The organism is Candidatus Ichthyocystis sparus (assembly GCF_900078745.1).
GTDB classification, from domain to species: Bacteria; Pseudomonadota; Gammaproteobacteria; order Burkholderiales; family 2013Ark19i; genus Ichthyocystis; species Ichthyocystis sparus.
On sequence record NZ_FKII01000056.1, the window covers coordinates 57936 to 75085 of the forward strand.

Here is a 17150-nt window from a genome sequence, read left to right on the forward strand (position 1 = left end):
TGGTAGTTTATCCCAATACCTTCTAGGGGAATCTAATATCTACTTTGGTTGATCGCGTGTCGACAATTATTACTTTCTAAAAGTGATCTAGCCGTGCATGTTAGCAAGTTCCAGTTGCTATTTGCACTTTGCCCTGAGTATTTATTACAGTTATTGATACATCATGTAATTCATCGCAAAAGTAGTTAGTTCATAGTTTCTGTGCTTAGCCCAGATGATTTTTTGGAGAAATGCTGGAGAAATGGGGATGCTTGGATGTAAATGTCTGTTTTAAGTTATGCACGAAGTATTACATATTGATGAATATGTGATTTGGCGAGGGGTATTTTTGCCTTTATTACTGTACGGGGTAGCTGTTACTTTTGGTGATGCTAGTACCTGGTGGAGTGGTAGCGCAGGCTCTGCCTGCCTATTGGTAGTATTCGTGAGTTTTGTTTTGCAACTGTGTCTTGTGTCTACTGCTCTTATGTGGTGTGTGAGTTTAGTCTAAGATGTCAAAATTAATAAAGTAAGTTGAGAATAGTAAATCTAAACTATAAAAAAACGGCGGCATTTACTATGTATCCTGTACCTACAACTAGCTCTGCTGCTTCTAATGATGTCCTAGAGGGTGAGGATAGTGGTCGTAGTAATGAAGAGGAAGAGGCTACTGCAAATATTGGTATTGTTGAAGGTGGTTTGCAGCAAGTTGAGGCTCCTGTTACTGATTCAGCTGCTACTGCTTTAACTGCTGCTACTACTGTTGGTAAGGGGGGGGGCTCCAAAAGTAAAGGCAAGTCTTCTGCCAAAAAGCGCGATGTTGCTGCTGTTTCTTCTTCAGCTACTACTACTTCAACTACTACTACTGTTACTGGTAAGGGGGTGAGTACCAAGGATAGAGGTAAGGCTTCTGCTAAAAAGCGTGGTACTGCTACTGTTTCTTCTTCAGAGGCCACTCTTGATCCGGATGTTTTGGGTTCATTGGGTGTTACTCTATCTCCTGATAGTATTCAAATAGTTTCAAGTCTTTTTAATGAAATTGCTGGATTATCTAGATGTATCTATAACAAGATGCTAGACAGACAACTCCCATTAATTGTGAGTGATGGACTTTCAGTGATTGGACGAGGTATTTGGTACAATACTTATAGTTCAATGTTCAGATATTTTTTTGTATCTAGGTGTCTTGGTGAGTACCATGCTGATCATCGTCCTGGATTTATACGAACTCTTCCTGACATTCAAATAATATCGGATTCTTCTGACCATAGTACAGTGTCATTAACTGGAGATGTTTTGCTAGGTTTTTTGTCGAGGCTAGATTGTGCTATTCTTAGCGGGATTGAGTCTGTTTTTGACTCCTGTTTTGTTGAGGCTTCTGTTTCTCTGGAAGAGGAGTCCCTAAGTACCATTAGTTGTCAGGATTTTGTAGATGTCATGAGCGTTGCTGCTATTCCTGAAATAGCATTATCGGTAACTCTAGTAAGTTTTGCTGTGACAAAATCAAAAAAGCTCAGGATTCCTGTAGATAATGTTCTTGTTCCTGCTCCTACCAATGCTGGGAAAAGGACTGTTCGTGCTACTATTTGGACACCTCCTGTTGTTGCTGGTCCTTCTTCTGGTCCAATTGCAGCGGGAGGACGCATGGGTAGTGATAATGCTACTGTTTCTACTCGTGCTAGAAGGACAAGGGCTGATTTTAGTGTTCAGGAATCTCCTGTTTCTCCTATTTCTGTTGAGGATGATCTACCTTCTTCTACAGTTCCAATTCCTTTTTATGTTCAATGTACTGATTCGTTGGGTTTTAAGCTACATCCCAGTAGCGCTCGACTAATTAATGATTTCTTTCGTGACGTCAATTTCGCTTTTGTAATGTCTTTCTTGAAATCGATTCGCAATTATATCTTAACTGCCATGGGTAGTGGGCTTTCGATTATTGAGCGATCTGTTTGGCTCACAACCTATAGAGAACTGTATCTACATAATTTTATCTCCAGGTGTTTGGGTATCTATCATTACAACCACCGTCCTGCCTTTATACGTAATCTTGCTAATGTTCGAGTGTTATCTGATTCCTCTGGCCTTGATCTTCCATTAGTTGGAGGTGATTTAGTAAGTTTTTTATCTAGATTAGATAAAGCCGTTCAGGATCTAATTAGTTCTATATTTGACTCGCGGTGGTGCATAGAAGTTGATAATGCTTGTTCTGGACTAGAAGATATATCATTGTATGATGTTAGTTGTGGAGATTTAATTTGTGTCCTTGATACCGCTGGTATTCCTGAATCGGCGCTCTCAGTCTACCAAAGACGCAGAGAACGTGTAGCACGTAGAAATGCGAGTAGAGGGAGTGCAGTACATATAGGAGAAACTCCAGGAAGCAGTGGTGGAGTTACTAGTGAAGGTAAAGCTTCACGGACTGATATCGCTAGTACTGGTGCCGCTAGTGTTAGTGTGCAACTTAGTCCCAAATTATCATCTCGATCTGAACATGGATCATTATCTAGGTCTCGTCTTCAATCTGAGAAGCAATCAGGGCCTTTGTTGCTATTAGAGGAGGCTCCTGATCGGTCTTATCGTGTATTTGTTAGATCGCTTTTTTGTAGGTATCAATCTGCTAGTTTGTCTGCTACTGGTACTGTTTCTACTTCTGAAGTTAGTGGGGATGTCTTAGTCTCTACTGTTGATGAAGGCGCTGCTTCTGACGAAGGTGCTGCTTATGATTTGAGAGAAGATGAATTACCTGCACCTTTATCTGAGTCAGTAGCGGCAGCTGATGCTTGCCTATCTTTGCCACTCCCATCAGCTGGGGAGTTGTTTGCAGTTGGTGTTGCTTCTGAGTTGAGGGAATCAGGAGATGATTCACCTTTACCTATTTCTTCACCTTCTGTTGAGTCCCCACTTCCATCTTCCTATTTACCTTCATCTCCATCTGAAGCGGGGTTAGATGCTGACGTTTCCTCTTCCTCTACACCTGCGCTCTCATTATCTTCATCTCCATCTGAAGCGGGGTTAGATGCTGATGTTTCCTCTTCCTCTTCAGGGTCGCCTGTATCGATTAGAGAAGTTGAATTAAACACGGAAGTTGTTGTTTCTGGGTCTGGAGTTTTAGTAAGTGAATCAACTCCTGCGCCCTCATCTGAGCAGATAATAGTGCCAATCGCTTCCCCTTCTTCTGTTTCTACTGCCCCTATTGGAGAATCTTCCACAGCAGCTACTAGTAGTTCTCATAGTTATTTTTGTGGACCTAAGAAATCAATGATTATGCAATTTAAGGGGCTTTTGGGGGTATCTACGAGTAGCGGTGTCTCTGCTGGACTTTCCTCCGCTGCACCTATGAGTAGTAATGCCGTTTCTGGACCTTCCGCTTCTGGACCTACGGATGTTGATAGTGTTCATCAGCTAGTGGCTGTTGCTACCGATACTGATACTGGGGATGTGGGAGTGAGATTGGCAGCATTGTTGAATCGAGGGCTTACACCTTCGCCGCCACCTGCAGGTGAATCAAGTGGATCTATGAGAGGTGGTAGAGGTAGGGCTGGTAGAGGTAGGTCGTCTTCCTCACATAGGGGTAGTTCTCAGGGAGGAAGTGGGCGTAAAAGAAAAAGGATGAGTTAATTGTGATAATCCGTCTTATTTTTACTATTGGTATTGCATGGTTTTGTGCATTTGCCGTTTGTGTGTGGCATTTTGTATGATAGATGACAATCATTGTTTCTCCTGTACGCTTATATAGAACGTGTTTTTTTGCTTATGTTAATTTGTATTTTTATGGGTAGTTTTTCTGTCTTTTATTGTTTTTTATGTGTTAGATTTTGCAATTTTTATAATCTCTAGTATCAGTGTAAGTGATTTTTATGTGTACAGGTGAAGAGGATTTTTTGTTTTTGTTATTACTGTAAAATTTGGATTAATATTCTGTACTTTCATAGATGATGTTTTATATTCAGTATAAGTTTTTTTGATGTTGCTCAATTAGGATATTTTATATGTACGATAATTATTCGCTCTTTTCTTGTTAGCAAGTTTTTATCACGATGGTAGTACATATATTATTATGGGTGTGCTAAAATTTGGCTGTGAGTTCTATAATTAAGAGTTTGAGATTCTTGCATATTGAATAATATAATACCTTGATCAAAGTTCAATTGTTAGTTTGCAGCAAACTTAATCTTCATCTGTTTTGGTATAGATGGCACTGACGTTACTACCACTAAGCTAGTGTTACTGCCTCTGTATAGTATATATAAGATCAAGGATGGTGGTGAAAAAAATGGTAATGTCATTGATGGATTAGGGCGCTATTGAATTTAGCTTCTATGTAGAAAGAGAATGATTTTCTTATGTTTAATTTGTGAGAGTGTTTTTTCAATCTTTGGTCCTCGTGTTGTTACTGAATATTTTTCCTTCTATGTATGTCACAATCTGTAAGAAAGTAGAGTTTATACTTTGCGCAATGAATTGTGCTTCCTGCCGCTTCATGAGATGAGAATGTTCTTTTTAAGAGCGAAGAATGTTGTTTGGATAGAGTTAATAACGTAATTGTTTTTTCTTTTGACATTGTTTGTGGTGGAGGGGAGTGAAAAAGTTTGTCGCAGAAGAGATTGAGAAATTTTTGAGATTGTTTAACGTTAATGTAATGCTAAAAGTTAGCAACGGTTTATCATGTTTGTGGAATTTTTAGATCCCCATTTCCTATACGGACAGCATTTCTTTGTTAGAAGCTCCAGATTACAGAGCAGATAAATTTCAAGATATCGTCATCATCACTGTTACTGCGAGAAATCATATCCATTTTGCGTTATTTTGTTTGGCGCTATGAGAGTTAGTAGATGATGATAAAGGTCGTGAGATTATAGTTTCTGTATTAACTTAGGTGATTTTAGGGTATAGATATTGACAATTGGATATAAATATTTTTTTAAATTAATTATACATAAGCTGTTGTATCTGATGAATAGTAATATGATGGGTAGTGTTTTTTGCCTTTGTTGTTGTACGTGTGAACTGCTACCCTTGACGAATGTGATATCGGAAGAGCGATGGGGCGTACTTATTTTGTCTATTGGTATTCGTTATGAGCACTTCATTTTGCGTCTGTTCCTACTCTTCTTATGTGGTATTAGTGTATGAGTTTATGCTAGGGTAAATTAATAAAGTAAATAAGAATAATAAGTCTAAACTATTAGAAGGTTGTTTTATGTATCCTGTATCTTTAACTGGCTCTACTGCTCCTGATGATGTTACAGAGGGTGAAGGTGATGGGGATAATAAAGAGGAAGAGGCTGTTCTACAGAGTGGTGTTAGTGTAGGCGGTTTGCAGCAAGTTGAGGCTTCCGCTTCAGCTGATACTACTGCTTCAGCTGCCACTACTATTTCAACTACTGGTACTGTTCTGGGTAGGGCGGTGAGTACCAAGGGTAGAGGTAAGGCTGCTGGCAAAAAGCGCGGTACTGCCTCTGCTTCTTCTTCAGCTACTACTTCAACTGCTACTGTTACTGTTACTGGTAAGGCTGGTGGGAGTACCAAGGGCGGAGGTAAGGCTACTGGCAAAAAGCGCGGTGCTGCCGCTGCTGTTTCTTCTTCAGCTACTACTGCTTCGACTACTACTACTACTGTTACTGGTAAGGGAGTGGGTACCAAGGGCGGAGGTAAGGCTCCTGCTAAAAAGCGCCGTACTGCTTCTGTTGTTTCTTCTTCAGCTACTACTGCTTCAACTACTGCTACTGTTACTGGTAAGGGAGTGGGTACCAAGGATAGAGGTAAGGCTCCTGCCAAAAAGCGTGGTACTGCTGCTGTTTCTTCTTCAGAGGCTACTCTTGATCCGGATGTTTTGAGTTCATTGGGTGTTAATCTATCTCCCGAGATTGTTGGAATAATTGCAACTCTTTTTCATGAAGTTTGTGAATTCGCTAGGAATGTTTATGATAGCATGGAGGACAAACAGCTCCCACAAAGCGAGAGTGAAAAACTTTCAGTTACCGGTCGAGGCATTTGGTACAATACTTATAGCTCAATGTGTAGGTGTTTTTTTGTATCTAGGTGTTTTGGTGAGTACCATGCTAGTTATCGTCCTGTTTTTGTACGAAATCTTCCTAGAACTCGAATAATGTCGGATTCTTCTGATCATAGTGAGGTTCCATTAACTGGAGAGGTTTTGCTGGGTTTTTTATCGAATCTAGATTGTGCTATCCGTAGTGAGATTGAGTCTATTTTTAACTCTCGCTTGAGTGAGGTTTCTGTTTCTCTGGAAGAGGAGTCCTTGAGTTCCATTGTTTGTCAGGATTTTGCAGATGTACTGAGTATTGCTGGTATTCCTAAAGTATCATCATCGGTAATGATAGCAAGTTTCATCATGAGAAAAGAAAAACCCCTCGGTGTTTCTTCTGTAGAGGATGTTACTGTTCCTGCTGATGATGAGACAAGGACTGTTGTTCGTGCTCCTGTTTGGATACCTCCTGTTGCTGGTCCTTCAGAACTGAGTTTATTGTCTTCTGTTGTAGGTTCTGGTGATGGACCTTCTTCTGGTCCAATTGCAGCAGGAGGATGCGCAGATAGTGATAATGCTACCGTTTCTACTCGTTCTAGGAGGGCAACAAGGGTTGACGTTAGTGTTCAGGAATCTCCTGTTTCTGCTGAGGATGATTGCCCTTCTTCTACAGTTTCAGTTCCTTCATATGTTCAATGTACAGATTCTCTGGGTGTTGATTTACATCCTGATAGCATTCAACTAATTCATAATCTCTTTCGTGATGTCCATTTAGCTTTTGCAGTGTCTTTCTCGAAATCGATTTGCAATTATATCTCAATTGCTATGAGCAGTGGGCTTTCTACTATTGAGCGATATATTTGGCTTAAAACTTATAGGGAGCTGTATCTACATAACTTTACCTCTAGGTGTTTGGGTACGTATCATAACAACCACCGTCCTGCCTTTATACTTGATCTTGCTAATGTTAGAGTGTCATCTGATTCCTCTGACCTTGGTCTTCTATTAAGTGGAGCTAGTTTAGTAAATTTTTTATCTAGATTAGATCAAGTTGTTGAGGGTCTAATTAGTTCTGCATTTAACTCGCGGTGGTGTATAGAAGTTGATAATGCTTGCTCTGGACTAGAAGATGAATCATTGAATAGTGTTGGTTATGGAGATTTAATTTGTGTCCTTGATACCGCTGGTATTCCTGAAGCGGCGTTCTCAGTCTACCAAAGACGCAGAGAACTTGTAGCACGTGAAAGGGCAAGTAGAGGGCGTGTAGTACGTAGAGGAGGAACTTCAGGAAGCAGTAGTAAAATTACGAGAGAAGGTAAAGCTTCACGGACTGGTACCGCTAGTACTGGTACCGCTAGTGCTGGTGTGCAAATTCGTCCCAAATTATCATCTCGGTCTGGACGTGGATTATTATCTAGGTCTCGTTCTCAATCTAAGAAGCAATCGAGGCCTTTGCTGCTATTAGAGATGGCTTCTGATCGGTCTTCTAGTGGGTTTATTAAATCACTTTTTTATAGGTGTCAATCTGCTAGTTTATCTGCCATTGGTACTGTTTCTACTTCTGAAGTTGGTGGGGATGTTTTATTACCTACTGCTGATGATGGTGTTGCTTCTGATTTGAGAGAAGATGAATTATCTGCACCCTTACCTGAGTCAGTAGTGGAATCTGATGTTTCACTATCTCTACCACCATCATCAGCTGGGGAGTTGCTTGCAGTTGGTGTTGTTTCTGAGTCGAGAGGGTCAGGAGATGATTCGCCTTTGCCTACTTCTTCACCTTCTGTTGGGTCCTCGCGTCCGTCTTTCCGTTTATCCTCATCTCCATCTGAAGCGGGGTTAGATGCTGATGTTTCCTCTTCCTCTTCAGGGTCGCCTGTATCGATTAGAGAAGTTGGATTAACCACGGAAGTTGTTGTTTCTGGTCCGGAAGCTTTAGTAAGTGAATCAACTCCTGTGCCCTCATCTGAGCAGGTAATAATGCCAATCACTTCCCCTTCTTCTGTTTCTACTGCCCCTATTGGAGAATCCTCCACGGCAGCTGGTAGTAGTTCTTATAGTTATTTTCGCGGACCTAAGAAATTAATGATGATGCAATTTAAGGGGACTTCGGGGGTATCTACTGGTAGTGGTGTTTCTGCTGGATTTTCCTCTTCGGCATCTATGAGTAGTAGTGCCGTTGCTGGACCTTCCTCTTATGTACCTATGGCTGTTGGTAGTGTTCAGCAGCAAGTGGCTGCTGCTACCGACACTGATAATGATGATGTGGGAGTGAGATTGGCAGCATTGCTGAATCGAGGGCTTCCACCTTCACCGCCGTCTGCAGGTGAATCAAGTGGATCTATGAGAGGTGGTAGAGGTAGGGCTGGAATAGGTAGGGCTGGTATAGGTAGGGCTGGTAGAAGAGGTAGGGTTGGTAGAGGAGGAGGTAGGGTTGGTAGGGCTGGTAGGGGTAGGGGCTGGTATAGGTAGGTAGGTCGTCTTCCTCACATCGGGGTAATTCTCAGGGAGGAAGTGGTCGTGGAAGATGAGTTAATTGTGAGAATCTATCTCACTTTTATCGTTGGCATTATATAGTTTTATACATTTGCCGTTTGCATGTGGCATTTTTGTATAATAGACGGCAATCATTGTTTCTCCTGTGCACTTTATAGTACGTGTTTTTTGCTTATGTTAATTTAGATTTTTATAGATAGTTTTTTCTGTCTTTTTTATTTAGTAACACGTATACTCACTTTCCTAAAAAAGCATTCTCAGATAGTGGCCATAAATATTTTTCATGGGCACCAGTTGCTATAATTAAACAATAGTATGTGTGTGAAGTGTTGGTTGCCTAAATTGGAAATGGAATTGGCCTTTCACCGAGCTACTGTAAAATTCACTATTTTATAATGTTATAAAAAACATTAATTATCCCATTTTTTGTTACTTAATATAGGCAATGTTTGGGGGTTTACCCCAATACCTATTAATGGAATCTAATATCTACTTTGGTTGATTTTGTGCCAACAAAATCACTTTTAAGCGCACTTTTTTTGTTGCTCTTTGCACTTATTTGAGCAGATAATTTTTGTGTATCAATTTGATGCTATAGAGTGATATTGTTAACGGTTAGTCTGTTTATTGGTTGCATTTAGTGCTGCATTGTTTTTTGCAGTGATACTCTAGGGGATGTTTTTTTATTTTGGGAGTAATCTGTTTGTTGGTAGTTTCCACCATTTATAAGAGTGATCTAGCCTTACAGGTTCAAGTTAAGTAGCTATTTGCACTTTGCTCTGGGTAGCTACTACATTATTGATATATGTAGTTCCTCGTGCTTATATGATGATTGTTCTCTATGAGAAAATAGGTCCATTCTGTGTTATTTTGTTTGGTGCTATTGCTATAAGAGCTATGGCAGGTGATGAGTAAAGTAGTTAGATCATGGTTTCTGTGCGTAGCCTAGGTGATTTTTTTTGGAGAAATGGGGATAATTAGATGTAAATTATATGTTTTTTTTAAATTACGCACAAGAATTACATTTGATGATTAGTGATCTGATGAGAGGTATTTTTGCCTTTATCACTGCACATGGTAACTGTTACTTTTGGTGATGTGAGTACTGGGAAGTAGTAGCGTGCGATTTTGCCTATTGGTAGTGTTATGTGAGTTCTATTTTGCTACTATGTCTTACGCTGCTGCTCTTATGTAATATTGGTATGTGAGTTTGGGCTAGGATATTAAAATTAATAAAATAAATAAGAATAATAAATCTAAACTATAACAAGGCGGGGGCATTGTATTGTGTATCCTGTATCTGTAATTAGCTCTGCTGCTTCTAGTGATGTCCCAGAGAGTGAAGATGATAGCTGTGGCAATAAAGAGGAAGGGGGCGCTATACGGGTTGGTGTTCTTGAAGGTGGTTTGCAGCAAGTTGATACTCCTGTTACTGCTTCAGCTGCCACCACTTCAACTACTGTTACTGCTGCGGGTAAGGGGGTGAGTACCAAGAACAAAAAAGGTAAAGCTCCTGCCAAAAAATGTGGTACTGCTGCTGTTTTTTCTTCAGAGGCTACTCTTGATCCGAATCTTTTGAGTTCGTTGGGAGTTGTTCTGTCACCTGAAAGTGCTGGAATAATTGAAGGTCTCTTTCTTGAAGTTGATGCACTCGCTAGGCGTATTTACAATGGTATGGTACGTAAACAACTACCGTCAGACTTGAGTGACAAACTTTCGTTGACTGGAAGAGCTATTTGGTGCCGTACTTATAGAGAAATGTGTGAAGATGTTTTTGTGTTCATGTGCCTTGGTGAGTATCATTCTAAGCACCGACCTGGTTTTATACGTGCTCTTCCTAGAATTAAAGTATTATCGGATCTTCCTGACCGTACTGCAGTGCCGTTGGCTGGGTGTAGTTTGCTAGATTTTTTATCGAAACTGGATTGTGCTATTCATAGTAGGGTGGAATGTATTTTTAACTCTGATTGGAACGAAGTTCATGTTTCTCTGGAAGAGGGGGGGCTGGATAATGTTGGTTGCAAAGATTTTGTTAGTGTCCTAGACACTGCCGGTATTCCTCAAGTAGCATTATCTATAGTGTTAGCAGGTTCCGTTATAACGAAAGAAATAAATAAAGGTACGATTAAAAGTACAGCATCAGGAATTACCACTGCTCCAGATCCCACTTTATCACCTCAGTCTCATCCTGAATTGTTACTTAGTACGTGTTCTCAATCTGAGTCACAAGCAGGATCTTCGTCTCCGCTAGGAGAGGCTTCTGCTACACTTTCAGAATTGAATTTGTTGCCTTCTGTTAAAGATTCTGGTGATGGATCTTCTCCTTGTCCAGTTGCAGCAAGCGGACATACTGCTAGCAGTAATGTTCATATTTCTGTATCTGCTTCTACTTGTGCTGGGACAGGTACCGTTCGTGCTCCTGTTTGGACACCACCTGTTCTTGAGGAGGGGGATACTCTACTACCTCTTTCTGTATCTGTTTCTGCTTGTGCTGAGACAGATGTTGTTCGGTCTCCAACATCGCCTATTTTTGCTGAGGATAATGTTATACCTTCCTCTACAGTACTTTCCGAATTAGATCTATTGTCTTCTGTTAGAGATTCCAGTGATCGGTCTTCTTCTGATCTAATTGCATTAGAAAGATACACATATAGCTACAGTTTTTCTGTTTCTAAGTATTCTGAGACAAATGTTGTTCATGCTCCTATTTGGATGCCACCTGTTCTTGAGAAGGAGGATGCTCCATGTTCTGCCTCTATTCCTTCGCATGTTCGATGTGTTGATTTGCTGGGTGTAAAGTTACATCCTGATGGTAAAAAACTAGTTTATGATCTCTTCTGTAATGTTCGTGTGTCTTTCATGAGGTATTTAACGAGATCGGTTGAAAGTTACATATCAACTGCTTTGAGTAGTGAACTTTCTGCGCTTGGGAGGGTTATTTGGTTCAAAACTTATAAGGAACTGCATCTATCTAGTTTTATGTCTAGGTGTTTTTGTGTGTATCATTCCAGGTACCGTCCTGCTTTCATACGCGCTATTGCTAATCTTGGTATATTGCCATCAATTGGAGGTAGTTTGGCAGGTTTTTTATCGAGACTAGATTCTGTTGTTCATGATCTGATAAGGGCTATATTTATCTCGAAGTGGGATGTGGAATCTGATAGAGCTTGTTATGAGCTAGGATATGAATCATTGAGTAATGTTGTTTGTGAAGATTTTACTAGAGTTCTAGATATTTCTGGTATTCCTATAGTGGCACTTTCAGTTTCTCGCAAATGCGTGAAGAGTAAGAGATGTAAGGTAAATAGAAGCAAGGCACCGGGACAAAGGCGTACGGTAAGTAGAGGCAAGACATTAGTAAGTAGTAGTAGTAGTGAAATTGAAAGTGAATGTGCGGCTTCAGGAGGTAGTATTACAGATCCTATCCCTTCTTCATCTTTAAGTATGCAAATTAAACCTAAATTGTCATCTCAACTTGAACATGAATCATTATCTAAGCGTCGTCTTCGATCTGAGACACGATTAAGGCCTTTATTGCTACTAGAGAAGTATTATGATAGTTCTTCTCCTAGATTTGTTAAATCGCTTTCTTATAAAGAAGATCAACCAGCTGGTTTATATGCTACTGGTAATGTTTTTACTTCTGACGAATCTTCATCGGGTACTACTGATGATAGTTATTACTATGATTTTGGAGTTTTAGCCGGTGAATTATCTCCTGTGCTTTCACCTCCACCTTCGGTTTCATTCGCACCTCTATCTTCGTCTCCATCATCTGCTTCTGAGTCTTATACTCAATCCGATTCTTGTGATAGACCTGATCCTCATTATCAATATGAGACGCAATTAGGATCTTTGTTGCTATTAAAAGAGGGCTATGATCAAGGTAGTATGTCTACTACTGCTACTACTTTTGTAGTACCACCTGAAGGTGCTGGATCTTCTTTGCCTCTTATTACTGATGCTGTTGCTGTATCAACAGTTTCTAGAGATTCTTCTTCTAATATTAGTAATGATGTTTTGGTCTCGGTTGTGGAAGATGCTGCTTCTGCGCCTGGGTTGTCAGTAGGTGAATCATTTTCTCATCTATCTTCACCTTCGGTTTCACCCGCACCGTTGTCTTCATTTATATCTGAATTAGGATTAGATGCTGATGTTTCCTCTTCCTCTACAGAATCATTTGTATCTGTTAGAGAAGTTGAATCATCTGAGGCAGGTGTTGTTTCTGCGTCGGGAGTTTTAGTAGGCGAGACAACTCATGCATCCTCATCTGAGAAGCCAATAGTGCCAATCCCTGTCTCTTCTTCTGTTTCTACTTCATCTATTGGAGAATCTTCTACGGCAGCTAGTGGTAGTTCTTATAGTTATTTTCGCGGACCTAAGAAGTTATTCATTATGCGTGAATTAATGAGTGAGGGGAGGGGTGAGGTTCCTGCGTGTGATATTGTTGCTGCTGGACCTTCCTCTTCTGCACCTGCGGATATTGATAATGTTACGCTAGTAGCTGCTGCTACCGATATTGCTTCTGAGTCGGTGGATGTTGGAGTGAGATTGGCAGCATTGCTGAATCGAGATCTGCCACCTTCACCACCACCTACTAGCGAATCAAGTAGGTCTAAGAGAGGCGGTAGAGGTAGAGTGTCTTCTTCACATCAGGGTGGTGCTCAGAGAGGAAGTGGACGTAAAAGGAAAAGGACGAGTTAATTGCAATAATCGACCTCATTTCTCTACTAGCTAGTATTACATAATTTTATACATTTGTTGTCTACGTAGGACGTTTTTATATGGTAAATGACCATTCTTTTTTCCCACGAGCTTAGTTATGTTAGCATTTTTGCTTATGTTAATTTAGATTTTTATAGGCACTTATCACACGCTTTAATAGATGATATTTTATATCCGGTACCGGTATAGATTTTTTTTAATGTTGCTTAACTAGGGTATTTTGTATGTACAATAATTATTTGCTCTTTTCTTTTTAGTAAGTTTTTATTGCAATAATAGAACATGTATTGTTATGAATGTGTTAAAAGTTGGATATGAATCATGTAGCTGTGGAGGTTTGTGATTCTTATGTTGATACTGTAATGATAGTTATCCCAGTCAAAGTTAAATTGTTAATTTGCAGCAAGGTAAGGCTTTTTCTGTTTGCGTATTAGATGGTATTGATGTGACTACTACCTCACTATTCTGTTGTTGCTGCTCCCGTGGGTAATATAAACAAGGACGAGGAAGGTGAGTGGTACTGATACTGGACTAGATGTTCTTGCTTCTGTTTGAAAATCCTCTGATTATGTTTTCGTTCTTGGTCTAGGCTAGAGCTAGTGTCGCACCTGTTAGTTCTGTTTCTTTGAGTGCTATAGAGGATGATGATTTTTACGTTCTATTTATTAGCGCGCTTTTTCAGCTTTTAGTCCTTGTATTACGGAGTATCCTTACATGTATGGCACTCTGTAAGGAAGTAAAGTTTCTACTTTCCACTATAGATTGTTTCTTGTCGCTTCATGAGATACGGATGTTCTTCTTAAGAGTGTTATTTTGATAGAGTTAATAATGTAATTGTTTCCTCTTATAACATTATTGGTGGGGAGGTTAGAAGATTTACTGTAGAAAATTGAGACGGTTTACCGTTGATGTAATGATTATTAAAGTTGGCGATAGTCCACTATGTGCGTAGAACCACTAGATCTACGGGTTCTATACTGATGTTACTTATTTGTTGTAGGTTTCAGATTATGGAGTAGATTTCCAAGGCACTGTCATCATAACTGCTATTGCTCGTTGATGGGTAATTTGATAGCGTCGATACATTAAGTCTTTTTATGCGCTCCAGCATATCCGGTGCATTATTGCACATAACATAATCCAAGAGTGTGATTTCCTCATCTTAGCACAGATGATCCTCATTCGGTGGTTGTATTGCTAGTTTTCACCTTGATTATATCATAATATTGATGGAGTCCTTAGAGTAGTAATTTTTAGCAATAATTGTGCTTACTTACATATTTATGCTTGACATGTTTGTTACATAGTCAATTGTTAGTTAGATGTGTGATGATTATTTTTTTGCTACGAAGTGCTAATACTATCAACTGTAAATTTGTATTGATTAAATAGTAATCATAATCACTACCTCCATTTACGAAGTATAATGGCGTAGAGTGGCGTAGATGTTCTTACCGGCGGTTAATGTAGTACGTCTCTATATGAATATGCAATCTCTTAATTTTTAGGAAAAAATTAGAATATTTTTCAGTATCATATTCTCTTTTTATTCTTCCGATCTTATATCTTTAATTATCCAAGACTTTATGCGTGTTTTTTGAATCTCTCCATTAGCTCCGATCCAATGGTTACATCGTAATCATCTGGCAAATTATCTACTTCTATTGTTGTCATTAGCTGTCCACCAAGCGCCGCTCCAGTTATTAAAAGAGATGATAGGTTAGCTCTTGTCAGCGTATAATGCAGCCGTGTACACAGATGGAAATAATCCAAGAAATATGCTACTTACAATTTTGTCATTGTACTTTATATTTTTCTACATGATCTACTTTTACCTATAAAATTAACTATTTTTAGAATCATAGAAGAAAATCCTAGTTATCCCATTTTTTATTACGTAATATATGCAATGCTTGAGAGTTTATACCATTGTCCATATCCAATAACTCTTAAGGTCTACTTTGGTTTATTTTGAATCAACAATATCCCTTTTAAGTACAATTTTTTTGTTGCTATCTTTCATTAGTTTTGCGAAGATAATTTGTGTGTCAGTTTGATACTCAAGCTATGATGGTTAACGCTCGACCTGTTTATTGGTTGTGTTGGGTGCTGCGTTGTTTTTTACAGTTGTACTCTAGGAGATGTTTTTTATTTTGGGAGAAGCCTGTTTGTTGGTAGTTTCTACCGCTTCTAAGAGTGGTCTGGCTGTACGAGTTAGCAAATTTCAGTTGCTCTTTGAACTCTGAGCAGTTATAACATCTATTTGCGTATGTGGTTCATCGAAAAATTACTCGTGCTTATATGATGGTCGCACTTGGTGAGAAAATAGGTTCACTTTACGTTATTTTGTTTGGTGCTATGATAGTTAGGGCAGGGGTGAGTAAGGTCTTGAGGTAATATGGTATCTGTATACTTATCTCAGGTGATTTTTGAGGAGAGGTGGGGATAGCTGGATGACAATATCTTTTAAAATTAATTATATAAAATATATCAGATAAATAGTAATCTGATGAGAGGTGTTTTTTTACCTTTATTGTTGTTTGTGGTAACTGCTACCTATAGTGATGTGAGTATTGTAAAAGTAATAGCATACGACTTTGTTTGTTGATGGTGTTATGTGAGTTTCATTTTGCGACTATGCCTATTTCTCTCTTATTTAATGTTGCTGTGTGAATCTGTGCTATGGTGCTGTGGTGTTAAGATGATTAGTAAAATAAATAAGAATAATAAGTCTAAACTGTAAAGAAAGGGGGCGGATGTTGTATCCTGTGTCTATAAGTATCCCCACTGTTTCTAGTGATGTTCCAGAGAGTGAAGATGATAGTAGTGATAGCAAAGAGGGAGGGGTAGATGTACATAGTGGTGTCCCTGTAGGTTGTTTGCAGCAAGTTGATGCTCCTGCCGCCGCTTCTTTATTTGTCACTACTTTAGCTACTGCTGCTGTTTCTTCTTCAGCCTTTGCTGTTGGTCCGGATGTTTTGAGTTCATTGGGTGTTATTCTATCTCCTGAGAGTATTCAAATAATTGCAGGTCTTTTTTCTAGAGTTAATGAATTCGCTAAACGTTTTTACAATAGTATGGTAAGCAAACAACTTCCATCAATTTTGAGTGACAAACTTTCGCTTACTGGACGAGCCATTTGGTACAGTACTTATAGAGGAATATGCGAAGATGTTTTTGTATCCATGTGCATTTGTGAGTATCATACCAACCACCGCCCTGATTTCATACATGCTCTTCCTAGAATTGAAGTACTATCGGATTCTCTTGAGCGTGTTTCAGTACCATTAATTGGGGATAGTTTGCTGGGTTTTTTGTCGAGACTGGATTGTGCTGTTCGTAGCAATGTGGAGTCTATTTTCAACTCTTTTTGGAGTGAGGTCTCTGTTTCTTTGGAAGGGGAAGCATTGAATGATATTAGTTGTGGAGATTTTATCAATGTCCTAGATACTGCCGGTATTCCTGAGGTAGCGCTATCGGTAATTGTAACAAATTCCACTCTAAGAAAAGAAATAAATAGAGGTACGATTAAACGTACAACATCGGGGATTATTACCGCCTCCGATCATATATTATCATCTTGGTCCCATCATAAAGATGGGCATTCTAGTTATGGACTTTCTTCTGATCCGATTGTAGCAGAAAGACATACGAGTAGCGATAATATTCCTGTCTCTGCTTGTGATGAGATAAATGTTATTCGTGCTCCTGTTTGGATGCCACCAGTTTTTGATGAGGAGGATATTCTACCTTCTTCAGTAGAACCTTCCAAAGTGAGTCTGTTGCCTTCTGTCGGACATTCTGGTGCTGGATCTTCTTTTGATCCAAGTGCGGCAGAAAGACATATTGGTAGCGATAGTGTATCTGTTGGGATGCCACCTGTTCTTGATGATGATCTACCTTCTTCTACAGTTTCGATTCCTTCCTATCTTCAATGCACTGATTCGCTGGGTGTTAATTTACA

The 17150-nt window shown here is 39.4% G+C and carries 6 protein-coding genes; all 6 read left to right on the forward strand.

Going from position 1 to position 17150, the window contains the following annotated elements:
• The first annotated feature begins 277 nt into the window (after positions 1–277).
• Entirely contained in the window at positions 278–490 is a 213-nt protein-coding gene (locus A6733_RS05690; RefSeq protein WP_092403758.1) for a hypothetical protein, read from the forward strand.
• Positions 491–558: 68 nt separating this feature from the next.
• Complete coding sequence (locus A6733_RS05695; RefSeq protein WP_092411419.1) at positions 559–3597, forward strand: hypothetical protein; 3039 nt, start codon at positions 559–561, stop codon at positions 3595–3597.
• A 1582-nt stretch (positions 3598–5179) separates the two neighbouring features.
• The gene (locus A6733_RS09000; protein ID WP_176696109.1) at positions 5180–8437 is read left to right on the forward strand and encodes a hypothetical protein; all 3258 of its coding nucleotides are present in this window, start codon (positions 5180–5182) and stop codon (positions 8435–8437) included.
• 798 nt (positions 8438–9235) lie between these two features.
• On the forward strand, positions 9236–9376 hold the full coding sequence (locus tag A6733_RS09415; RefSeq protein WP_242641599.1) for a hypothetical protein: 141 nt from the start codon (positions 9236–9238) through the stop codon (positions 9374–9376).
• Positions 9377–9748: 372 nt separating this feature from the next.
• Positions 9749–13165, forward strand: coding sequence for a hypothetical protein (locus A6733_RS05715; protein ID WP_092460646.1), 3417 nt, complete (start codon positions 9749–9751; stop codon positions 13163–13165).
• Between the two features lie 2780 nt (positions 13166–15945).
• Positions 15946–17150: hypothetical protein (locus tag A6733_RS05720; RefSeq protein WP_141663358.1), on the forward strand; the 1205-nt coding region annotated here is incomplete at its 3' end.